The following is a 21,947-nucleotide window of genomic DNA, read 5'->3' on the forward strand; positions in this document are numbered from 1 at the left end:
GTGCCCGGTCATACCCTCTGGGAATGAAGGTGGTCGTGGTGGGCGCGGGGATCGCGGGGCTGGCGTGCGCCGTCGAGCTGTCGGCCGCGGGCGTGAGCGTCCGGGTGCACGAGCGCGATCCGGTGGTCGGGGGAAGGCTGTCCGGCGTCGTCGCCGGCGGCCGGTACGCGGACGTCGGCGCCGCGTACCTCGTCGCCGACGACCCGGACTTCGCGGCCGTCGCCGACCGGTGGCGGGCCCGCGGGCTGGCCCGGCCCTGGACGGACACGCTGGCGGTGTTCCGGGGCCGGGTGCCCGGCGAACCGGCCGCCGGGCCGATGCGCTGGGCGGCACCCGGCGGCCTGCGTTCCCTGGCCGAGGACCTGGCCGGCGGGCTCGACGTCGTCCTGGAGAGCCGGCTGGACGCGATACCGGGCGACGCCGACGCCGTCGTGCTGGCCATGCCCGGGCCGCAGGCGCTGCGGCTCGGCCCGCCGGCCGCGGTCGCCGACGCGGCGCGGGCGCAGGCGTGGGAGCCGGTGCTCACGGCCGTCTGCACGTACCCGGGGCGGTCGTGGCCCGGCTTCCACGGCGCCTTCGTCAACGACCACCCGGTGCTGGCCACGGTCTGCGACGACGGCGACCGGCGCGGCGACCTCGCCCCGGTCCTGGTCGCGCACTCGACGGCCGCGTTCGCGCGCTCCCGGCTGGCGGACCCGGGCGCGGCGGCCGGCGAGCTGGCCGCGGCGGTGAACGACCTGCTCGGCCTGGACGAGCGGCCCGAGGTGCGCGTGCACCGCTGGACCTGCGCCCGCCCCAGCTCCCCCGGCACGCCGCCGTTCGTCACCGACGGCCGGGTGTGGCTCGCCGGGGACGCCTTCGGCAGACCGCGCGTCCAGACGGCCTGGCTGTCCGGCCGGGCCGTTGGGCGGGCGATCGTTCAGAGCACCGAGCGGTAGACCTCGAGGGTGTCCACGGCGATCCGGGACCAGCTGAAGTGCTCGACGGCGCGGCGGCGGCCGGCCAGGCCCAGCTGCGCGGCCCGGGCCGGGTCCTCGATCAGCCTGGTCAACGCCGCGGCCAGGTCCCGCACGAAGCGGTCCGGGTCGACCGGCGTGCCGGTGCCGTCGGCGACCTGCTCGATCGGGACCAGCAGGCCCGTCTCGCCGTCCGCGACGACCTCGGGGATGCCGCCCGTCGCGGTCGCGACCACGGCCGTCTCGCAGGCCATCGCCTCCAGGTTGACGATGCCCATGGGCTCGTAGATCGACGGGCAGACGAAGACCGTTGCGTGGGTCAGCACCTGGACGACCTCGTGCTTGGGCAGCATCTCCTGCACCCAGATCACGCCCTTGGGGTCGCGGGCCTCGCGCAGCCGGTCGGCCAGCTCACCGACCTCGGCGGCGATCTCCGGCGTGTCCGGCGCGCCCGCGAGCAGCACGATCTGGGTCTCCGGCGGCAGGTCGTGTGCGGCCCGCATCAGGTACGGCAGGCCCTTCTGCCGGGTGATCCGGCCGACGAAGACCACGCTGGGGCGGTTCAGGTCGATGCCGAGGCGCTCGATCACGTCGGTGCCGCGGTCCGGGGCGTACTGCTCGGTGTCGATCCCGTTGTAGACCACCCGGATCCGGTCCGGGTCGACGCTCGGGTACGCGGTCAGCACGTCCCGCTTCATCCCGCCGGAGACGGCGATGACGGCGTCGGCGCCCTCGATGGCCGTGCGCTCGCAGAACGACGAGAGGGCGTAGCCGCCGCCCAGCTGCTCGGCCTTCCACGGGCGCAGCGGCTCCAGGCTGTGCGTGGTGACCACGTGCGGCACGCCGTGCAGCAGCTTCGCGGTGTGACCGGCGAAGTTCGCGTACCAGGTGTGGCTGTGCACGATGTCCGTGCCCGCGCAGCCGGCCGCCATCGCCAGGTCGATGCCCATGGTGCGCAGCGCCGCGTTGGCGGTGGCGAGGGAGGCGGGCTCGGCGTGCGCCGTCACGCCCGGCTCGTCGCGCTTCGCGCCGAAGCAGTGCACCCGGACGTCGGCGTGCGGGCGCAGGTCCCGGGCGAGGTACTCGACGTGCACCCCGGCGCCGCCGTAAACCTCGGGCGGGTACTCCCGGGTGAGGAGATCGACGCGGAGACCCGCGCCCTTGGACGTTGAACGCGAGTCGGTCACCTGCGCAGAATAGTCCCATCGACCGGCGACCACCTCCGCTGAACCTCGCGGCCGCCCGTCGCGCACACCGAAGGTCAGCCCGGCCCGGCCCGGGACCGCGGCCGGCCCGGCCCCGCCGGTCGGGTATCTCTCCGGGGTCCTTGGTGGCCACCGCGAATCCGACGTTGCGCCGATCGCGACCCTGCCGCTGACCCTGCCGTCCGTCGGGGAGCGGGTGTGGACGGTCCGCGGAATCGGCCCTCCGGCCGTTTCACGTGTGCGGGTCTCCCGGATTCGGGCCGATCCGGCCCGCCGGACCCGCACCGCCCGGATTCCTCCCCGAACGTAGACAGGGGGCGGGCTCGCAGCCGTCGGAGGCCGAGCCCGTCTCCTGCTCGCCACCATCGAGAGGAGACGGCGACATGAAGCGTGCGTCCGGCAGCGACATCGAGCGGGCCATCCGTGACACCGCGGTGCGGGAGTCGTGGGCGTACAACGACCCGCGCGCGACCTACGACCTCGCCGCGCGGGCCCGGACGGCGCAGGCCGAGGGGCGGGAGCGGGCCCGCTGATGGCACACACCCTGGCGGACGAGGCGCCCGACCGTCCCGCGCAGCGCCGGTCCGGGCCCGGCGACACGACGATTTCCCAGGTCAGCGCACCCGCGGTTGCCCACGGCGGCGGGGCGCTGCGCACGGATACCGACCGGCATGCGGTCGGTGAGCCGCGGCGGCGCCACTGAACCCGACACAACCGACGCAGATAGTCGCTTCGACTGGCGCGAGGGCACGCGGAAAGTTAGCGTCACGGGCATGGCTGTAAAGGTGCTCGCGATCGTGCTCGCAGGTGGCGAAGGCAAGCGCCTGATGCCTCTCACCGCGGACCGGGCCAAGCCCGGCGTCCCCTTCGGCGGCATCTACCGCATGATCGACTTCGTGCTGTCGAACCTGGCCGGCGGCGGGTTCCTGAAGATCGTGGTGCTGACCCAGTACAAGTCGCACTCGCTCGACCGGCACATCACCAAGACGTGGCGGATGTCGACGTTGCTCGGTAACTACGTGACGCCCGTGCCGGCGCAGCAGCGGCTCGGCCCGCGCTGGTTCGCCGGCTCGGCCGACGCCATCTACCAGAGCCTCAATCTGATCAACGACGAGAGCCCGGACTACGTCATCGTGTTCGGCGCGGACCACATCTACCGCATGGATCCGAAGCAGATGGTCGACGACCACATCGCCTCGGGTGCGGCGGTGACGGTCGCCGGGATCCGCCAGCCGAAGTCGATGTCGGACCAGTTCGGCGTCATCGACGTCGGCGCGGACGGCAGGAAGATCCGCGCGTTCCGCGAGAAGCCGGTAGACGTCGAGGGCCTGCCGGACGCCCCGGACGAGATCTTCGCCTCGATGGGCAACTACGTCTTCACCACCCGGGCGCTGTGCGACGCGGTCACCGCCGACGCGCAGAACCCGGACAGCAAGCACGACATGGGCGGCAACATCATCCCGATGCTGGTGGAGCGCGGCGAGGCCAATGTCTACGACTTCCGTGACAACGACGTGCCGGGCAGCACCGAGCGCGACCGCGGCTACTGGCGCGACGTGGGAACGCTGGACTCGTTCTACGACGCGCACATGGATCTGATCGCGACCCTGCCGGTCTTCAATCTCTACAACATGGAGTGGCCGATCTTCACCAACTACGGCTCCTGGCCGCCGGCGAAGTTCGTGCACGGCTACGACGACCGCCAGGGTCGCGCGGTCGAGTCGATGATCTCCCCCGGCGTGGTGGTCTCGGGCGCCCTGGTCGAGCGCTCGGTGGTGTCCCCGAACGTGCGGGTGAACTCCTGGGCGCACGTGGAGGGTTCGGTCGTGATGGAGGGCGTCCAGGTCGGGCGCCGCGCCGTGATCCGCAACGCGATCATCGACAAGAACGTGATCGTTCCGGAGGGCGCCCAGATCGGCGTCGACCTGGATCGCGACCGCAAGCTCTACACCGTCTCGGACGCCGGAATCGTCGTCGTGGGCAAGGGCCAGCGGGTCGAGCTCTGAACCGCGGTCGCGGTACCGGCGCCCCTCAGAAGCCGTCGCGGAGGGTCTGCGACGGTGAGACGCCGTAGCGTTCCCGGTAGGCGCCGGCGAAGCGGCCCAGGTGGGTGAAGCCCCAGCGGGTCGCCACCTCGCTCACGCTCACCTGGTCCGGGCCCGCCATGCTCAGGTCGGCGTGCACCCGCTCCAGCCGCAGGCGGCGCAGGTAGGTCAGGGGCGGCACGCCGACGTGCTGTCGGAAGGACTCCTGCAGGACGCGGATTCCCACGCCCGCGATGCCGGCCAGCTCGGCCGCGGTGAAGGGGCGGCCCGGTTCGGCGTGCATCGCGTCGAGGGTGCGCTTGACCGTGCGGGGCCGGCGGGCCGTCGGCCGACCGGGGACGCCGTCCGCGAAGGGATGCTCGACGGCCTGTGCGAGGCCGCTCACCGCCAGCTCGCGCCACTGCCGCAGCAGGTGCGGCAGCAGGCTGAGGCCGTCCGCCTGGCGGGCCTCCGCGTGCAGCAGGCGGATCAGGGCCAGCCAGGAGCGGCCCGGGCCGCCCGCCAGGCCGAACGTCGCGCCGAGCGGCAGCATCGGTACCGCCTCGCGGTTCAGGGCCGGGCCGAGCTCGCGCTCCAGGGCCAGCCGCTCCACCTTGACGCTGATCAGCCGGCAGTCCGCCGACCAGCGCAGGTCGATGTCGCCGACCGGGCGGAACACGGCCGCCTGGCTCGGGTCCGCCGTCGTCGCGGCGCCGCCGTGCAGCACGTGCACGCCGCCGGTCAGCGGCGCCAGCACGTGGTAGGCCGTGTCGAGGGAGCCGCTGGCGAGGCAGATCTCCGCGCCGTAGCTGATCTCGCCGATCGTGATCGGGCCGAGCTGCACGACCTCGCCGGAGAAAGCGAAGCCGTCGAGGCTGCCCGTCGGCTTGACCTCGATCGGCCCGTAGTACATGCGGCGGCAGAACGCCCGCGCCTCGTCGACGTCACGGGTGCGGAGGCTGGCGTAGACCGCCTCATCGCCACCCGGTGTGCCCGAAACGGGCTCCCGGCCGGCCGCCTCTGCCGTGTCCATCAGCTCACCCTAGACCGGCAGAGGCGGCGAACGCTGCTCACACTTTTGCGGGCACCGGCCATTCGTACTCGGTGACGGCCCCGCCGCGGACGTCCACCTCGGCCAATGACGTCACGGGATCACCCCACACGACGTAGCGGCCCTCGGCGAGGCTGTCGATGACGACGCTGAACATGACGCCGTCGCGCACGTACCGGGCGCGGACCGCGGCGTGTGTCCTGCGGTCCGGCTCGCCGACCGGGCTGACCTCGATCTCGTGCCCGTGCAGGCTGCCCGGGGTGTGTATGACCAGCGCGCCGATGCCGCGGCCGATGTTGAGCACCACGGTGCCCTGCCCGGACGGGTCGAGGGTGTGGTGATGATGGGCGCCCGCGCTCACTTGTCCTCCGCCTCCGGGTTGTTGAACCCGTCGAACGGCACCCCGAGGTAGGGGAACTTCTTCAGCAGCTTCGAGCTGGCGTCCTTGGCCGACAGTCCCTGCTCGACCAGCGCGGCCGCGTCGTCCGGCTTGAACTTCTCGTCCACCAGCGGCACGGTCACGCCGGCGATCGCGCGCAGGGAGATCGACACGACGTCGTCGGCGACGCGGCGCCCGTTCGGGAAGCCGGCCAGGTCGCCGCCGAGCAGGCCGAAGGCGTTCTCCTCCTTGGTCGGCGGTACGGCCGTGTTGAGCCGCAGCATGTCGGCCTGCACGTCGCCGGTGTTGTTCTGGAAGTCGTCGATGAGCCCGTCCGGTATGCCGGTGAGCAGGATCGCGACGAGGTCGGCGCGGGCCGTCTTGGCCTTGTTGAGCTCGGCCAGGTTGTCGAACAGGCCCGGGTAGAGCACTGGCAGCAGCGCACCCAGCTCGGGCTGCTCGACGAACTCGGCGAAGCGCTTGTCCTCGCTCGGCGGCAGGCTGTTCCACAGGTCCTTCTGCGCCATCGGCACGATGACCTCGTTGAACAGCGGGTTGCCGAGCCGGGAGACCTGCACCTGCGGGCCCACGTACACGTCGTCGTTCTTGCGGCCGTGCCGGACCTGGACCTGGCGCCGGCTCGCGGAGGTCCACACGCCGATGACCGCACCGGGGTCGCGGCCGCGGACCTTCTTCTTGCCCTCGCGGCGCACGTAGTGCAGCGGCAGCTGGATGGCGATGCTGTGCACGTTCATCTTGTCGGTGGCGTTGACCGCCTTGCCGGCGTAGTTGAACAGCTTCTGCCCGACCAGGTGCTTGTCCTGGAACGGCCGCAGGGTGCCGAGGTCGAAGATCGCACCGAGGTCGACGAAGAACGGGTCGGCACGCTGGCCGGCGAAGACCTTCTCGCCGGTCTTGAGCTTGTGCACCGCGTCCTCGGCCAGCTTGTCGTAGTCCGGGATCGACAGCGGCCCGACGTTGCAGGGCGGGCAGGGCAGCTTCTCGGCGAGCACGGTGTGCTTGCCGTGCGAGTCGACCCGGGTCACCGAGTAGAACTGCCGCCGGTTCCAGTTCTCGCTGTCGAGCGACTCGATCGGACCGGTGTTGTACAGGAACGTCCGGTCGTTGCGCAGCTCGGTCCGGAAGCGGAACTGGTACGTCAGGTCGGGGCGCCCGTCGCCGTTGGAGTCGACGTGGATCTCGTAGAGCACGTCGTCGCCGAACTCGAAGAAGTTCGGTCCGCTCGCGGGGAGCTGCAGCGGCACGTAGTTGGCGATCAGGGTGACGGTGTCCGGGTGGTCCGGGCTCACGAACGCGTACAGGTCGGCGCTGTCTGCCACCGGGTCCTTGCTGATCTCCGGCGCTTCACGGTGCGATGACATGAGTCTTCTTCCTTACTCAGGAATCGGGGGGCTACCAGGCGAGGAAGCGGCTCAGCCGCGCTTGACTGCCTTGAGGAGCTTCTCGGCGAGCTTCTTGTCGGTCAGGGTGACCTTCGAACCGCCGGAGAACAGGTCGAACGTGCCCTTCTTCGCGTCACGCAGGGAGAGCACCAGCGGCTCGCTGTCGTCCGAGCCGGGCTTCTCGCCGGCGATGCTCAGCCCGGCCACGCCGGCGGCGGAGACACCGACGCCAACGGTGGCGGCGATAAGAACCCGACGGCGCGACAGGCGGCTAACCGCCCGTGTGCCGGAGTGGACACGACTCATGCTCGGCCTTTCGTCAAACGCACCGGCGGTCGCCCGCCGGTCGCGCGTTTCGGGGGTATTGCCCGGGACAAACGTCGTCGACAGCCATCAGTACGAAGCCGCCACCGCAGCGGTTCAAAACAATTTCCCAGGAAAGGTTCCCTTCAGGTTCGGATCACCGGGGGAACCATGTTTTCGCAGCTCAACTCCCAGATGACCAAGTCGCGCACGGAGATCAACCTGGGTGACGGAACGATCACGCGCGGCACTCGGCGGGGAATTGCGGTAATCGGCGACCGGGCCCGGGGCGCCCGGCGGCCGAAATCGGTCAGCGGTGAGTTCACCGCGGCCCGCGGGCGTCCTCCATGGCCCGGCGCAGCGCCCGGGTCACCTGGTTGAAGACCCGGGGGTCCGCCGAGCTGTACAGGGTCACGTCGTCGTCGCCGCGGTACGCCGCCTTCAGCATCCACCGGCGGGAGTGCGACGGCCAGCCGGCGATCGTCAGCGCGGCGACCAGCGCACCGGCGCCGACGAACCAGCGGCCCGGCAGTGCGAGCTGTACCCACACTCCACCGGCGACGGCCAGCAGCAGGCCCGCGATGACCCGCCCGAGGCGGCTCGCCTCCTGCTGCACCCGGTCCACGTTGCGCAGCTCCACGAGCACGAACGACCGCACCGGCCCGGTCTGCCAGATGAACAGCTCGTCGGTGACGGCGGCGTCGGGCCCGCGGTAGTAGGTGCGCACACGTCAGTAGAGCAAGCACCGTAACGTGATCGCCATACTACTGAGCGTTCACGTCTCGAGCGCCACGGCCACCGGTCTCAGGTCGACCCGGACCGGCGTGTGCGCGGCCAGCCCCGCGAGGCGCTCGCCGGTCACCTGCGCGACCACGAGGGTCTCACCGACCGCCACGGTGACCCGGCTGGTGGGGCCGAGGAACGTCGTGGACACCACGCGGCCGGGGCCCTCGGGGTCCGGCACCACGTCGACCGACTCCGGGCGTACCAGGGCGGTGACCTCCGGCCCGCCCGTCGCGGGCCGGACCAGCGGCAGGCGCGCGCCCAGCACCGAGACCGCGTCGCCGTCGAGGCGGCCCGGCAGCCGGTTGCTGAGGCCGACGAAGTCCGCGACGAACGCGCTCGCCGGGCGCAGATACACCTCGGCCGGCCCGGCGAGCTGCTCCAGCCGGCCCGCGCGCATCACGCCGACCCGGTCCGCGATCGCGAGGGCCTCCTCCTGGTCGTGTGTGACGAAGAGGGTGGTGGTGCCGACCTCGGTCTGTATCCGCCGGATCTCGTCGCGCAGCTGCACCCGGACCTTGGCGTCCAGGGCGGACAGCGGCTCGTCGAGCAGCAGCACCTGCGGCTCGATGGCGAGGGCCCGGGCCAGCGCGACCCGCTGTTGCTGCCCGCCGGAGAGCTGGTGCGGGTAGCGGGCCGCGTGCGTGCTGATGCCGACCAGCTCGAGCATCCTCGCGGCCCGGTCGCCGGCCGCCCGGCGGCGCAGCTTGAGGCCGAACTGGACGTTCTCCAGCGCGGTCAGGTGCGGGAAGAGGCTGTATGCCTGGAAGACCATGCCCATGTCGCGGCGGTTGGCCGGCAGGCCGCCGATGTCGCGGCCGCCGACCAGGATCCGGCCGCTGTCGGCGTCCTCGAGGCCGGCCAGGATGCGCAGCGCCGTCGTCTTGCCGCAGCCGGACGGGCCGAGCAGGGCGACCAGCTCGCCGGGCCGCATCTGCAACGTGAGCCCGTCGAGGGCGTGCACGCTGCCGAAGCTGCGGCGCAGCCCGTCCAGATCTACCGCGACGCCGTTCATTGCGGTGCCCTTCGTCGTTCGCCGAACAGGGACAGGAGCAGGAGCAGGACGAACGCGAGCACCAGCGCGGCAAGCGACACCGCGACACTCATCGTGGCGCTGCTCTTGCCGAGCAGATTGATCGCGACCTGCAGGTTGGTGCGGTTCAGCAGCGACGCGATGGTGAACTCGCCGAGCACCAGCGCCACCGTCAGGAACGCCGCGGAGAGCACCGCCGAGCGGATGTTCGGCAGCACCACCCGCACCATCACCGTCGCCCAGCCCGCGCCAAGGCCGCGGGCGGCCTCGGCGAGCGTGCGGACGTCGATCGCGGACAGCCCGGCGTCGATCGCCCGGTAGGCATACGGCAGGACCAGGATCGTGTACGCGAAGGTCAGCGTCAGCGACGAGCCGCCGATGAGGTAGTTGACCCACGCGTACACCGGCGCGAGGCCGACCACCAGGACGATCGCCGGGATGGTCAGCGGCAGCAGGCAGAGGAACTCGACGAGCGGCCGCAGGCCGGGCAGGCGCAGCCGGACCCAGATCGCGGTCGGCACCAGCAGCGCCAGCATCAGCAGCGCGGTCAGCAGCGCCTGGCCCAGCGACGCGAGGATGCCCTCGGCCAGGTCCGGGTACGTCTCGCTGAGCCGGGGCCAGTCGGCCAGCAGCGACCACGTCCCGGCGCCGCGGGTGCTGAACTCGAGCATCGCGGCGAGCGGCAGCAGGAAGAAGACGCCCGCCACGGTCAGGACGGTCCAGCGGAACACGCGCTGCCGGCGGGCCCGGCGCGCCCTCAGCCCAGCCATCGTGCGGTCCGCCGCTGCAGCAGGGTGTAACCGGTCATCACCGCGGCGACCACGACCACCATGCCGAGCGCCATCGCCTTGCCCAGGTTCTGCTGGCCGAGGACGACCTCGCTGGTCAGGGCGCCGCGGATCTGCAGCGGCACGATCGGGTTGCCCTGGCTGACCAGGGCGGCCGCCGTCGCGTACGCGGAGAAGGCGTTCGCGAACAGCAGCAGCGCCGAACCGAGGAACGCGGGGGCGAGCAACGGCCCGGCGACCCGGGTCCAGTACTGCCAGGTGGAGCCGCCCAGGCTCTCGGTGGCCTCGCGCCACTGCGGGCGGATGCCGTCGAGCGCGGGCAGGAAGACGATGACCATCAGCGGCACCTGGAAGTAGGTGTAGACCAGCGCGAGCCCCGGCAGTTCGAACAGCCACACGCCGCCGGCGTACAGGTCGATGCCGAGGTGGTCGCGCAGGAAGACGGTGACGAAGCCGGACAGGCCGATGGTCGCGATGAAGGCGAACGCCAGGGTGACGCCGCCGAACTGGGCGAGCACCCCGGAGGCGGCGGTGACGACGCGCCGCAGCGGCCCGCCGGGGCTCCCGGTGACCAGGGCGTAGGCGAGCACCGCGCCGAGGACCGCGCCGATCACGGCGGTCACCGCGGACAGCGCGAGGCTGCGCCCGAACGCGTCCAGGATGTACCCCTCGCCGAGCGCGGCCACGTTCGACCAGGTGAAGCCGCCGTCGCCGGCGAACGCGCCGACGATCACGACAAGCGTGGGGACGATCAGGAAGACCGCGACGTAGGCGAAGAACGGGACCGTGCCGAGCAGGCTGCCCGCCCGGCCCGGCCCGAGCCCGCGGCGCGGCGCCCGGACCTGCGGCGTGGGAGCCAGCAGGTCCGGGCTGTCCGAAACGGCCGCCATGCTCAGCCGATGGCCTTAGCCCAGTTGGCCGCCAGGTACTCCTTGGCCTTGGTGGTCTGCGCCTCGGTCTGGAAGACCGGGGTGCCGTCCGCCTTCGGCAGCGCCGCGAAGGCGGCCGCGTCGAGGGTGCCGGCCTTCTGCATCGCGTCGGCGCGCACGGGCCGGGCTCCGCCCTTCAGCCACAGGTTCTGGCCCTCGTCGGAGTAGAGGAACTCCTGCCAGAGCCGGGCGGCCGCGGGGTGCGGGGCGTCCTTGCTGACGGCCTGCACGTAGTAGGAGCCGAGCACCGCGTTCGCGGGCACCATGGTCTTCCAGTCGATCTTGCCGGTGAGCTTGCTGCCCTGCGCGACGTTGAGGTAGTCCCAGTCGATGACGACCGGCGTCTGGCCGGACTCGATGGTCGCCGGCGTCGGGTCGACGGGCAGGAAGTTGCCCGCCTTCTTCAGCTTGGCGAAGAAGTCCACGCCGGGCGCGATGTCGTCGGCGGAGCCGCCGCTGCCGAGCGAGGCCATCATGACGCCCGCGAACGCGGCGCCGGCCTGGGTCGGGTCGCCGTTGAGCGCCACCTTGCCCTTGTACTCGGGCTTGAGCAGGTCGGCGACGCTCGCCGGCGCGGGCACCTTGCCGGCGTCGTAGCCGATCGACATGTAGCCGCCGTAGTCGTTGGTCCAGGTGCCGTTCGCGTCCTTGAGCGCGTCCGGGATGTCGGCCCAGGTGGCCACCTTGTACGGCGCGAACTTGGCGACGTTGGCGGTCGCGACCGCGCTGCCGAGGTCGAACACGTCGGGCGCCTTGTCCTGGCCCTTGAGCTGGTCGGCGGCGTTGATCTCGTCCTGGCTGGAGGCGTCCGGCTGAGCCGAATTGACCTTGATGCCGTACTTGGTGCCGAAGGTCTTGATGATCTCGCCGTAGTTCGCCCAGTCCGGCGGCAGGGCGATGACGTTGAGCTCGCCCTCCTTCTTCGCGGCCGCCACCAGCGCGTCCATGCCGCCGAGGTCGGCGGCGCTGCCCGCCGCGGCGGCGTCGCTGGCGGCGCCCGCGCTCTCCTTCTCGGGCGGCGAGCAGGCCACCATCGCGGCGAAAGTCGTGGCCGCCACCAGGGCGGCGGCGGTACGGGCAAGGGTGCGCACTTTCGTCCTCCATCTCGTCGGTGCCGACAGGGACGGCACCGAGACGTGGATCATGGGATTGCCGGGTGGATCCCCGGCGGGCGGCGGGCGACGATCAGGCGTCGACTGCCTGAATTACAGCCGCCGCGAGCTGGTCGTTCTCCACCGCCCCGCCGGGCGCGGCGAACCGGTCCCGGGTGTAGCCGTACGCGACACCGCTGCGCGGGTCGGCGAAGCCGAGCGATCCGGCCGCGCCGAAGTGTCCGAACGCGGCCGGGCCGAGGAAGGGATAAAGCGTCGTCAGGGCCTCGAAGCCGAGGCCGAAGCGGTTGCCTTCGGCGCCGGTCAGCAGGTCCGGGGCGGGCCCGCCGGCGGTGCCGAAGTTCGTGATCGTCTGCGGGCGCAGCAGTGGCGCAAAGCCGTCCACACCCGACAGTGCCGCAGCATACAGTCGCGCGATGCCCCGCGCATTTGCCACACCGCCCGCCGAGGCCTGGCCGAGGCGCCGCACCGTCCGGCTGTTCGCGAACGTGACGAGGTCGGTCGGCGGGTCCGCGTGCAGGTTCAGCGCGATGCCGGCCAGGCTCGCGGGGTCCGGCGGCGGATCCCGCACCGTTGCCGGGCGAACCGGGCGGAACCGCGGCTCTAGCCGCTCGGGCAGCCCGAGGTAGAGGTCGATGCCGTACGGCGCGCGGATGCGCTGCTCGTACGTCTGCTGCAGCGAACGCCCGGTGACCCGCCGGACGATCTCGCCGGCGAGCGCGCCGATGACCAGCGCGTGGTAGCCGTAGCCTGAGCCGCGGGGCCAGTACGGGCGCTGCTTGGCGAGCCGCTCGGCGATGATCCGGTCGTCCGCGATCTCGCGCGGGCCGAATCCGCCGTCCACCCCGATCAGCCCGGCCCGGTGCTGTAGCAGCTCCCGCACGGTGACATCGCTGGTGAACTGTGGCCAGTAGTGCCGCACCGAGCGGGCGACGTCGACGAGCCCGTCCTGCACCAGCAGCGCGAAGGCGAGGTAGGCGGCGCCCTTGGTGACGCCGTAGATCCCGGTCAGCGCGCCGCCGTCGCCGGTGTGCAGGTCGACGACCGGGCGGCCGTGCCGGTGCACCGCGAGCTGGGCGGCGACGTCGCCCAGCCGGGCGGCCTCGGCGGCGAAGACCTCCTGGACCTTCTCGTAGCCGGGTGCGACCGTGCCGTGCACGAGGGACATGGGAGCGCCTCCTTTCCGGCGTTCCCATCCTGTCGCAATCCGGGGTCCGCGGCGAGGTCGCGGCCGCCGTACCGGGCCGGAGCCGCCCGTTAGGACGGTGCCGCGCTCGCTCACTCCCGGTACCCTCGTGACACCGGTACGCATCGCGGGCCTCCACTGTTCGTACTAGACGGACATCGTCCGAACGGTGGAGGTTCGGGGTTCGAAATGCGATGCATATCTTTGCATTAATTTGCGCCTAAGAAATCCTCAAGTTTTCGGCCTTAATTGGCGTTCGGTCAACCGTGCTCCTAACGTCTGGGTGCCACCGCGGATGGGGACCGGAAATGGCCTCCTCTGCTGGCAGCATCAGCCGCCGAAATGGTTTGAAGAAGAGGTGCCACCCATGCGAAGGCCGACCTACCGTCGGGCCGGCACGCGCCGGGGCCCGGACCGCAGGATCATCGCCGCGGTCGCCGTTCTGGTCGCGTTCGGTGGGGTGATCGGTGTCACCCAGATCTCCAACGCCGACGAGAGCAAGACCGCCGCCTGCCAGGCTCCCGCCGCCGCCCCGGCCGCCCCGTCGGGCCAGAAGGCCGCGAGCGACCCCAAGGTCGGCACCTACACGGACAAGGACGGCGACGTCCAGCACAAGGGCGACGGCCAGCTCGCCAAGGGCGAGCAGGCGCCCGCGCCCGAGCCCGTCGAGGTCTGCAAGACCGGCAACACGACGGCCAAGCAGGTCAACGGCCTGCAGATCCTGGCCAACAGCTGCGAGGACAGCGACCTGGAGCCGCACGACGGCTTCCAGAAGGGCGGCCGCTGCGTCTCCACCGAGTTCGGCGAGGTCGGCGCGCAGGAGAACAACCCGACGCTGCTGATCACCGAGTTCCCGGAGACGGTGAAGGCGAACACGCCGTTCACCCTCAAGGTCAGCACCCGCAACCTGATCCGGGACCGCTTCCTCGCGGCCGGCCAGGGCGGCTACTACGTGGAGAGTTCGGTCCTGCAGGACGGTCTCGTCCGGGGTCACTTCCACACCGCGTGCCGGATGCTGTCCAGCACCACCGAGGCCGTCGACCCGGCGCCGGTGCCGGCGTTCTTCGTCGCGACCGAGGACAAGAAGGGCGGCGCGACGCCGGACACCGTGACCATCCAGGTGCCGGGGCTGCCGCAGGAGGGCATCGCGCAGTGCGCGTCCTGGGCCGGCGACGGCTCGCACCGCATCCCGATGATGCAGCGCGCCAACCAGACCCCGGCGCTCGACGCGGTCCGCGTCAAGGTCGAGGGCGGCCAGGCCGAGGAGCCCGAGGACCCGCCGGCCACCACCCCGCCCGCGACTCCACCCGCGTCCCCGCCCGCCGACAACGGCGGTGGTGACAACAACGGCGGGGACAACAACGGCGGGGACAACGGCGGCGGGGACAACGGCGACGAGGGCGACAACGGCAACGGCGACAACCAGGAGCCGAACCCCGGCAACACGGCCGGTACCGCGACGCCGAAGACCGGGACCGACGGCACGCCGCCCAAGACCGGCACCGTGACGATCCCGAAGACCACCGCCGCCTCGCCGAAGCCCGGCAAGACCACCCGGCCGGCGACCGATGAGGACGACGAGTCCGCCGGCTCGGGCGACGAGAGCGAGGGCGACGACCCGGTGAAGAACGTGGCCGGCGACAAGGCCAAGCCCTTGCCGACGGAGACGAAGGCCACCGAGGAGCCCGCCGCCGAGGTCGCGGCGAACGACGACGACGGCGCGCCGGACCCCGGCCAGGAGGAGGAGGCGGCGGCGAGCGACGTGCAGGCCGAGAACAACTCCAGGCTGGCCCTTACCGGCGCCAACTCGATAACCATCATCCTGGGCGGTGCCCTGCTGGTGCTCTGCGGTGCGGTGCTCATCGGCGCGACCCGGCGCCGCCGGAACGCCACCCGCGACTGACCGTCCCGTACCGGCGTTGATCGGGCAGCCACCCCCCGGTGGCTGCCCGATTCCCGTCGCGCTACCCGCTCAGGCGGAGGACCCGGCGGCGACCCGGGTCGCCGTGCCCGTGCCGCGGGCCAGCAGGCCGGTCACCGAGGCCGCGTCGCCCGGGCGGCCGAACAGGTAACCCTGGCCCTGGTCGCAGCCGATCTGGCGCAGCATCGCCCACTGGCCGTCGGTCTCGATGCCCTCCGCCACGGTCTGCAACCGCAGCGCCTGCCCCAGGCCCACCACCGCGTCGATCAGCGCCACGTCCTCGGCGTCGGTGTCGACCTGCTCCACGAACGTGCGGTCGATCTTGATGATGTCGACCGGCAGCTGCTTGAGGTAGTTCAGCGACGAATAGCCGGTGCCGAAGTCGTCGATGGCCAGCCGGACGCCGAGCTCCCGCAGCGCGCCGAGCGTCTCGATCGCCCCGTCGATGTCCACCATCAGCATCGACTCGGTGATCTCCAGGGTCAGCGAGCCCGCCGGGATGCCCGCGTCGGCGAGCGCCGCGGCGACGTCGTCGACCAGGCCGGCGTACTGGAACTGCCGCGCCGACAGGTTGACGTTCATCACCAGGCCGGCCGCGTCCGGCGTCTCGCGGCGCCAGCGCGCAAGCTGCTCGCAGGCCTCCCGCAGCACCCACCGGCCGAGCGGCACGATCAGGCCGTTGGCCTCGGCGTTCGCGATGAACTGGTTCGGGCTGAGCAGCCCGTCCTCGGGGTGCCGCCACCGGACCAGCGCCTCGACGCCCGTCAGCCGCTCGGTCTCCATGTCCACGACCGGCTGGTACAGGACGACGAACTGCTTCTGCTCCAGTCCGCGCTCCATGTCGACGCGCTGCTGCGCCTCCTCCAGGACCGAGCGCGACATCGAGGGGCTGAACAGCTCGTACGCGTTGCGGCCGCCGCGCTTGGCCGCGTACATGGCGAGGTCGGCGTTGCGCAGCAGCTGCTCGGCGGGCATGTCGCCGCCGGCGACGCCGATGCTCAGCGAGCAGTTCACGTCCCGGCTGCCCAGCCGGACCTGCTCGCGGCCCGCGGCCAGCAGCCGCTCGGCCAGGGTGGCCGCGCCGGCGAGGTCCAGGTCCTCGATCAGGATGGCGAACTCGTCGCCGCCGAGCCGGGCCAGGGTGTCGCCGGGGCGCATCTCGGCGCGCAGCCGCCGGGCGAGGGTGGCCAGCAGCTCGTCGCCGGCGCTGTGCCCGAGGTTGTCGTTGACCAGCTTGAAGTCGTCGAGGTCGATGAGCAGCACGGTGACCGTGCCGTCGGCGCGGCGGCGGGCGACGGCCTGCTCGAGCCGGTCGCGGAACAACGCCCGGTTCGGCAGGCCGGTCAGCGAGTCGGTGAAGGCCTGCTTGCTGAGCTCGTCCTCGAGCTCCTTGCGCCGGCCGATGTCCCGCAGGCTGATCACGGCGGCGCGCAGGGCCGGGTCGTCGACCCGATTCGTGCCGATGACGTCGAGGTGCATCCAGGTGCCGTCCGGGCGGCGCAACCGCGCCTCGGTGCGGCTGGTCTCCCCCGGCATGTTCCACAGTCCGGCCAGCCATTCGCGCAGGCCGTCCAGCTCCTCCGGGTGGGTCAGCGCGACCGCGGCGGTGCCGCTGAGCTGGTCCGTGCGCAGGCCGAGGATCCGCTGGGCGGACGGGCTGGCGTAGCGGACGACGCCCTCGGCGTCGATCGCGAAGACCGCGTCCGAGGCGGCCTCGAGCAGCATCTCGGTGCGGTGCTCGGCGGCCTTGCGCCGGGTGTCCAGCTGCCGCCGGTTGTGTGCGTGTATCGAGTTCAGCGCGACGAGGCAGGACATGATCGCCGCCAGCGAGACGACCGAGACCGCGCTGGTGCTGGTCACCGCCGGCAGCAGGGCCAGGTAGCCGGCCAGGGACAGGACGCCGAGCCCCACCACGACCCGGGGCCCGTACAGCGACGCGGCGCCCACCAGGATCAGCGCGACGCCCGGCAGGTAGATGATCAGGCCGTCGTCGTCGATGTAGGAGAACAGGAACAGCAGCGGCAGCACCACGAGCCACCAGCCGACCAGCCAGCGCCGGAACCGGCGGTCGCGCACCATCCGGGCCCAGGGCAGGAACACGGCACCCACCTGCCCGGCGATCGCGCAGACCACCAGCGGGATCAGCCAGTGGGCGCCGGCACCCCAGTCGACTGCCACCCGCACGCAGCCGAGCAGGGAGACCCCGGCGGCGATGGCGGATCCGATCCGGATCTGGCGAGCCCAGTACTCCGCGGTGTGGTCGTCGAACTCCGCACTTTGCACGAGCGGAGCCATCGGCAGGCAGACCGCGATTGTGAGGCTTTCGGGCGGGCCGGACGTCCCCGGCGTTGCCGCGGCGGGGCGCGGCGGGGCGCTCAGTCGTCGAAGCTGACCACGACCTTGGCCGAGGTCGGGGTCGACTGGCAGGTGAGCACGAATCCCGCAGCCACCTCGGCCGGCTCCAGCGCGAAGTTCCGCCGCATCTCCACCTCGCCGTCGACGACGCGGGCCCGGCAGGTGCCGCACACCCCGCCCTTGCAGGCGAACGGCAGGTCCGGGCGGGACCGCTGTGCCCCCTCGAGGACGGTGTCGCCCTGCGGCACGGTGACCGTGGTCGACCGGCCGTCGAGAACGACGGTGACCTCGCTGCTCGGCCCCCGGGGGCCCGCCTCCTCCCGGACCGGCTCCGGCGGCGCCTCGTCCACCCAGAACAGCTCGCGGTGGATGCGGGCCGGCTCGACGCCGAACTCGCCCAGCACCTCGGTGGCGCCGGTGACCATGCCGAACGGGCCGCACAGCCACCAGTGGTCGACCCAGTGCACGTCGATGAGCCGGGGCAGCAGGGCCCGTAGCTTGTCCGCGTCGAGGCGCCCGGTCAGCAGCTCGACCTCGCGGGCCTCGCGGGAGAGCAGGTGCACCAGTTCGAGCCGGGACGGATGGGCGTCCTTGAGGTCGGAGAGCTCCTCGGCGAACATCACCGTGTCGGCGCGGCGGTTGCCGTACAGGATGCCGACCTGGGTGTCCGGGCGCCGCAGCAGCGAGGCGGCGATCGAGAGGACCGGCGTGATGCCCGAGCCGGCGGCGATCAGGACGTGCCGGCCCGCCGCCTCGAGATCCGGCGTGAAGGTGCCGCTCGGCGGCGCGACCTCGACCTCGTCGCCGGGCCGCAGGCCGTGCACCAGCCACGACGACACCAGGCCGCCGGGCACCTCGCGGACGCCGATGCGGGGGCGCTCCCCCGCCGGCGCGCAGATCGAGTAGCTGCGGCGCTCGTCGGCGCCGTCCCCGGCGCGGCGGATCGTCAGCGACTGCCCCGGCCGGAACGCGTACACGCCGGTCAGCTCGTCCGGCACCTCGAACGTGACGGCGACCGCGTCGTCGCAGAGCCGCTCGACGGCGGCGACCCGCAGCGGATGGAACTCACGCACCACCACGTCAGATCTCCTTCACGTGTTCGAACGGCTCGCGGCAGGCGGGGCACCGGCGCAGCGCACGGCAGGCCGTGGCGCTGAAGGCCGCGATCTCCTCCGTCTCGGCGTGCCCGCACTGCGGGCAGGCGATCGACCGCCGGCTGGGGCCGAGGGTGAGCGGCACCGGCCCGGAGGCCCGGCGGGGCGCGGGCCCCGGCGGCGAGATCCCGGCGGCGGCGAGCTTGTCCCGGCCCGCCGGGGTGATCCAGTCGGTGGTCCACGCCGGGCTCAGCACGGTGCGCACCTCGACCCGCGCGTAGCCGGCTTCGCGCAGCGCGCCGGTGAGGTCGTCCTCGATGGTCCGCATGGCGGGGCAGCCCGAGTACGTCGGGGTGATCGTGACGACGACCCGGTCGCCGGCCTCGTCGACGGCGCGCAGGATCCCGAGGTCGGCGAGGGTCAGCATGGGCAGTTCCGGGTCCGCGACCCGGGCCGCGACGGCCGCCGCGGTCACCACGCACCGCCCGGCACGGATCGGGCCAGGCCCTGCAGTTCGGCGAGGATGTCGGCCAGCGCCGCCGTGTGCACGCCGTCCCGGCCGCCCGGGCCGTCGTCGCCCTGGGTCCGCGCCGCCGGGTGCAGGTTCGCGGCCTGCATGACCTGCGCCCAGACGCCGTCGAACTCCGCGCGCAGCGTCGCCGGATCCACGGCCACCCCGGCGCGCGCCAGGCGCGACTCCGTACGGTGGGTGCGGAAGAGCTCGTCGGTCAGCGGCAGTACCGCGTCGGCCGCGGCGCGCATGCGTTCGTGCGACAGCTCCGTTCCGTCGCCGAGCCGGACCACCCACTGGGCCGCGTAGTCGCGGTGGTAGGTGACCTCCTTGACGCCCTTCGCGCCGATCGCCGCCAGCACCGGGTCGGCCGAGGCGGTCAGCGCGTCCAGCAGCGCGAGCCGCCACGTCGCGAACACCAGCAGGCGGGCGACCAGGTGCGCGAAGTCGGCGTCCTCCCGCTCCACCAGCCGGACGTTGCGGAAGTCGGCCGCGTCCCGCAGGTAGGCCAGGGCGTCCTCGTCGAGGCCGGCGTCCTCGACCTCGGCCGCGCGGGTCAGCAGCAGCCGGGCCTGGCCGAGCAGGTCGAGGGCGATGTTGGCGATCGCCAGCTCGTCCTCGAGCTCGGGCGCGCGGGTCACCCATTGCTGCAGCCGGTGGGACATGATCAGCGCGTCGTCGCCGAGCATGAGGCAGTAGGCGGCCAGGTCACCGCGGTCGACCCCGGCGGGCACGGCGGTGTCCACGCCGGCGAGCGGGTCGGCGAACCCGGTGCCGTAGGCCCACCGGGCGTCGTCGTCGTGGTCGGTGAGCGCCTCGTAGGCGGCGTCGAAGGACATTCAGATCGCCTCAGATGTGCGGTACGGAGTCGGGAATCGAGTAGTACGTCGGGTGCCGGTAGACCTTGTCCCCGCTCGGTGCGAAGAACGCGTCCTTCTCGTCCGGGCTGGACGCCGCCACGTCGTCCGAGCGCACCACCCAGATGCTCACGCCCTCGTTGCGCCGCGTGTAGAGGTCGCGGGCGTGGTGCAGGGCCATCTGGTGGTCGGCGGCACGCAACGAGCCGACGTGCACGTGGTTCAGGCCGCGCTTGGCCCGGACGAAGACCTCGAACAACGGCCACTCGTGCTTGATCTCTTCGGTCATGGTGCTACCTCCTGACGGCGGGCGGCGTGTGCCGCGGCCGCCTCGCGGACCCAGGCGCCCTCGGAGTCGGCGCGGCGCCGGTTCTCGATGCGCAGGGCGTTGCACGGGCCGTCGCCCGAGATGACGCGCTTGAGCTCGTCCCAGTCGATGGCGCCGAAGTCCCAGTGCCCGCGCTCGTCGTTCCAGCGCAGGTCCGGGTCCGGCAGGGTGACCCCGAGCGCCTCGGCCTGCGGCACGCTCATGTCGACGTAGCGCTGCCGCAGCTCGTCGTTGGTGTGCCGCTTGATCTTCCAGGCCATGGACTGCGCCGAGTTCGGCGACTGGTCGTCGGGCGGCCCGAACATCATCAGCGACGGCCACCACCAGCGGTTGACGGCGTCCTGCACCATCTCCCGCTGCGCGTCGGTGCCGCCCATCATCGTCATCAGCAGCTCGTAGCCCTGCCGCTGGTGGAAGGACTCCTCCTTGCAGATCCGGATCATCGCCCGGGCGTACGGGCCGAAGGAGCTGCGGCACAGCGGCACCTGGTTGCAGATCGCGGCGCCGTCGACAAGCCAGCCGATGACGCCGACGTCGGCGAAGGACAGGGTCGGGTAATTGAAGATCGACGAGTACTTCTGCCGGCCCTCGATGAGCCGGCGGGTCAGGTCGCCGCGGTCGGCGCCGAGGGTCTCGGCCGCCGAGTAGAGGTAGAGGCCGTGCCCCGCCTCGTCCTGCACCTTGGCGAGCAGGATCGCCTTGCGCCGCAGCGACGGCGCACGGGTGATCCACTCGCCCTCGGGCTGCATGCCGATGATCTCCGAGTGCGCGTGCTGCGCGATCTGCCGGATCATCGTCCTGCGGTAGCCGTCCGGCATCCAGTCCCGCGGCTCGACCCGCTGATCCTTCGCGATGGTCTCCGCGAAAGTAGCCTCGGTCATCGGTTCACCTCCCAGGTGTGGAAGCCCTGTCCGGTCTTGCGGCCCAGCTCTCCACGGGCCACCTTGTCACGCAGAAGTTGCGGCGGCGCGAACCGCTCGCCGAGCTCGCGGTGCAGGTGCTCGGCGATCGCGAGCCGCACGTCGAGGCCGACAAGGTCGGTGGAGCGCAGCGGGCCCATCGGGTGCCGGTAGCCGAGCTCCATCGCCCGGTCGATCGACTCCGCGTCGGCGACGCCCTCCTCGAGCATCCGGATGGCCTCGAGGCCGAGCAGGACGCCGAGGCGGCTGGTGGCGAAGCCGGGCGAGTCGCGTACCAGGATCGCGGTCTTGCCGAGGCCCAGCGCCCAGGAATGGGCGGCGTCGCGGACCGCGTCGGCGGTCTGCGGGCCGACCACGATCTCGACGAGATCGCTGGCCGGCACCGGGTTGAAGAAGTGCATGCCGATCAGGGCCGCCGGGCGGCGCAGGCCCTCGGCGAGGCCGGCGATCGACAGCGAGCTGGTGTTGGTGGCGAGCACGGTGTGCTCGCCAGCGACCGCCTCGGCGGCGGCGAGCACGCGGATCTTGAGGGCCGCGTCCTCGGGCACCGCCTCGACGATCAGGTCGGCGGCCGGCAGGTCCGCGACCTCGCCGGCGAGGCCGACGCGGTCCAGGACCTGCGCGGCGTCCCCGGCGAGCTTGCCCCGCTCGGCGGCGCGGCGCACGCCTGTGCCGACCCGCTCCAGGGCGGCCGCGCCCGCGGCCGGGTCCCGCTCGACGATGGTCACGCAGGCGCCGGCGACGGCGAAGACCTGGGCGATGCCCGCGCCCATCCGCCCGCCGCCGATGACGCCGACGATCTTCGGCAC

The 21,947-nt window shown here is 72.2% G+C and carries 23 protein-coding genes; 5 read left to right on the forward strand and 18 right to left on the reverse strand.

Annotated features, from left to right (window positions below):
• Positions 1-23: 23 nt before the first annotated feature.
• Entirely contained in the window at positions 24-938 is a 915-nt protein-coding gene (locus AB0B58_RS22070; RefSeq protein WP_360226395.1) for an FAD-dependent oxidoreductase, read from the forward strand.
• Here AB0B58_RS22070 and glgA read toward each other — a convergent pair.
• Positions 920-2,143: a glycogen synthase gene (gene glgA / locus AB0B58_RS22075; protein ID WP_360226398.1), complete on the reverse strand. Its 1,224-nt coding sequence runs from the start codon at positions 2,141-2,143 to the stop codon at positions 920-922. The genes AB0B58_RS22070 and glgA overlap by 19 nt on opposite strands.
• A gap of 401 nt (positions 2,144-2,544) precedes the next feature.
• On the opposite strand from glgA, the gene AB0B58_RS22080 reads away from it, so the two are divergent.
• The 3 genes from AB0B58_RS22080 (at position 2,545) to glgC (ending at position 4,167) form a co-directional block, all read left to right on the forward strand.
• Positions 2,545-2,694, forward strand: a complete 150-nt coding sequence (locus tag AB0B58_RS22080; RefSeq protein ID WP_360226401.1) for a hypothetical protein — start codon at positions 2,545-2,547, stop codon at positions 2,692-2,694.
• Entirely contained in the window at positions 2,694-2,864 is a 171-nt protein-coding gene (locus tag AB0B58_RS22085; RefSeq protein ID WP_360226404.1) for a hypothetical protein, read from the forward strand. The genes AB0B58_RS22080 and AB0B58_RS22085 overlap by 1 nt, the downstream gene beginning before the upstream one ends.
• Positions 2,865-2,934: 70 nt before the next feature.
• On the forward strand, positions 2,935-4,167 hold the full coding sequence (gene glgC / locus AB0B58_RS22090; RefSeq protein ID WP_360226407.1) for a glucose-1-phosphate adenylyltransferase: 1,233 nt from the start codon (positions 2,935-2,937) through the stop codon (positions 4,165-4,167).
• A gap of 25 nt (positions 4,168-4,192) precedes the next feature.
• On the opposite strand, the gene AB0B58_RS22095 is transcribed toward glgC, so the two are convergent.
• The 10 genes from AB0B58_RS22095 to AB0B58_RS22140 form a co-directional block, all read right to left on the reverse strand.
• Complete coding sequence (locus tag AB0B58_RS22095) at positions 4,193-5,218, reverse strand: AraC family transcriptional regulator (RefSeq protein ID WP_360226410.1); 1,026 nt, start codon at positions 5,216-5,218, stop codon at positions 4,193-4,195.
• A gap of 37 nt (positions 5,219-5,255) precedes the next feature.
• Entirely contained in the window at positions 5,256-5,597 is a 342-nt protein-coding gene (locus tag AB0B58_RS22100; protein ID WP_360226413.1) for a phospholipase, read from the reverse strand.
• Entirely contained in the window at positions 5,594-6,997 is a 1,404-nt protein-coding gene (locus tag AB0B58_RS22105) for a DUF4331 domain-containing protein (protein WP_360226416.1), read from the reverse strand. The genes AB0B58_RS22100 and AB0B58_RS22105 overlap by 4 nt, the downstream gene beginning before the upstream one ends.
• 51 nt (positions 6,998-7,048) lie before the next feature.
• Positions 7,049-7,225 (reverse strand): hypothetical protein, encoded by a 177-nt coding sequence (locus AB0B58_RS22110; RefSeq protein WP_360226419.1) that lies wholly within the window; start codon positions 7,223-7,225, stop codon positions 7,049-7,051.
• 418 nt (positions 7,226-7,643) lie between these two features.
• Complete coding sequence (locus AB0B58_RS22115; RefSeq protein WP_360226422.1) at positions 7,644-8,048, reverse strand: DUF6232 family protein; 405 nt, start codon at positions 8,046-8,048, stop codon at positions 7,644-7,646.
• Positions 8,049-8,096: 48 nt separating this feature from the next.
• Positions 8,097-9,119, reverse strand: coding sequence for an ABC transporter ATP-binding protein (locus tag AB0B58_RS22120; RefSeq protein WP_360226425.1), 1,023 nt, complete (start codon positions 9,117-9,119; stop codon positions 8,097-8,099).
• The gene (locus tag AB0B58_RS22125; RefSeq protein WP_360226428.1) at positions 9,116-9,907 is read right to left on the reverse strand and encodes an ABC transporter permease subunit; all 792 of its coding nucleotides are present in this window, start codon (positions 9,905-9,907) and stop codon (positions 9,116-9,118) included. Before AB0B58_RS22125 ends, AB0B58_RS22120 begins: the two co-directional genes overlap by 4 nt.
• Positions 9,895-10,815 carry an ABC transporter permease subunit gene (locus tag AB0B58_RS22130; RefSeq protein WP_360226431.1) on the reverse strand — a complete coding sequence of 307 codons (921 nt, stop codon included), beginning with the start codon at positions 10,813-10,815 and terminating at the stop codon, positions 9,895-9,897. The genes AB0B58_RS22125 and AB0B58_RS22130 overlap by 13 nt, the downstream gene beginning before the upstream one ends.
• A 2-nt stretch (positions 10,816-10,817) precedes the next feature.
• On the reverse strand, positions 10,818-11,945 hold the full coding sequence (locus AB0B58_RS22135) for an ABC transporter substrate-binding protein (protein WP_360226434.1): 1,128 nt from the start codon (positions 11,943-11,945) through the stop codon (positions 10,818-10,820).
• A 94-nt stretch (positions 11,946-12,039) separates the two neighbouring features.
• Positions 12,040-13,134, reverse strand: a complete 1,095-nt coding sequence (locus tag AB0B58_RS22140) for a serine hydrolase domain-containing protein (RefSeq protein WP_360226437.1) — start codon at positions 13,132-13,134, stop codon at positions 12,040-12,042.
• A 385-nt stretch (positions 13,135-13,519) separates the two neighbouring features.
• Here AB0B58_RS22140 and AB0B58_RS22145 point away from each other — a divergent pair, with 385 nt between their 5' ends.
• A complete protein-coding gene (locus tag AB0B58_RS22145; RefSeq protein WP_360226440.1) occupies positions 13,520-15,055 on the forward strand; it encodes a hypothetical protein in 1,536 nt (511 codons plus the stop codon).
• 69 nt (positions 15,056-15,124) lie between these two features.
• Here the strand turns inward: AB0B58_RS22145 and AB0B58_RS22150 are convergent, their stop codons facing one another.
• The 7 genes from AB0B58_RS22150 to AB0B58_RS22180 all read right to left on the reverse strand — a co-directional run bounded on the left by AB0B58_RS22150 (position 15,125) and on the right by AB0B58_RS22180 (position 21,947).
• Entirely contained in the window at positions 15,125-17,356 is a 2,232-nt protein-coding gene (locus AB0B58_RS22150) for an EAL domain-containing protein (protein ID WP_360226443.1), read from the reverse strand.
• Between the two features lie 92 nt (positions 17,357-17,448).
• Positions 17,449-18,507 carry a 1,2-phenylacetyl-CoA epoxidase subunit PaaE gene (paaE, locus tag AB0B58_RS22155; protein WP_360226446.1) on the reverse strand — a complete coding sequence of 353 codons (1,059 nt, stop codon included), beginning with the start codon at positions 18,505-18,507 and terminating at the stop codon, positions 17,449-17,451.
• A 1-nt stretch (position 18,508) separates the two neighbouring features.
• Positions 18,509-19,000 (reverse strand): 1,2-phenylacetyl-CoA epoxidase subunit PaaD, encoded by a 492-nt coding sequence (paaD, locus tag AB0B58_RS22160; protein WP_360226449.1) that lies wholly within the window; start codon positions 18,998-19,000, stop codon positions 18,509-18,511.
• Positions 18,994-19,872 (reverse strand): 1,2-phenylacetyl-CoA epoxidase subunit PaaC, encoded by an 879-nt coding sequence (gene paaC / locus AB0B58_RS22165; protein ID WP_360226452.1) that lies wholly within the window; start codon positions 19,870-19,872, stop codon positions 18,994-18,996. The genes paaD and paaC overlap by 7 nt, the downstream gene beginning before the upstream one ends.
• A 10-nt stretch (positions 19,873-19,882) precedes the next feature.
• Complete coding sequence (gene paaB, locus AB0B58_RS22170) at positions 19,883-20,179, reverse strand: 1,2-phenylacetyl-CoA epoxidase subunit PaaB (RefSeq protein WP_360226455.1); 297 nt, start codon at positions 20,177-20,179, stop codon at positions 19,883-19,885.
• Complete coding sequence (paaA, locus tag AB0B58_RS22175) at positions 20,176-21,099, reverse strand: 1,2-phenylacetyl-CoA epoxidase subunit PaaA (RefSeq protein WP_360226458.1); 924 nt, start codon at positions 21,097-21,099, stop codon at positions 20,176-20,178. Before paaA ends, paaB begins: the two co-directional genes overlap by 4 nt.
• Positions 21,096-21,947, reverse strand: coding sequence for a 3-hydroxyacyl-CoA dehydrogenase family protein (locus AB0B58_RS22180; protein WP_360226678.1), 852 nt, complete (start codon positions 21,945-21,947; stop codon positions 21,096-21,098). Before AB0B58_RS22180 ends, paaA begins: the two co-directional genes overlap by 4 nt.

It is taken from the genome of Actinoplanes sp. NPDC049118 (assembly GCF_040648555.1).
Classification (GTDB): domain Bacteria; phylum Actinomycetota; class Actinomycetes; order Mycobacteriales; family Micromonosporaceae; genus Actinoplanes.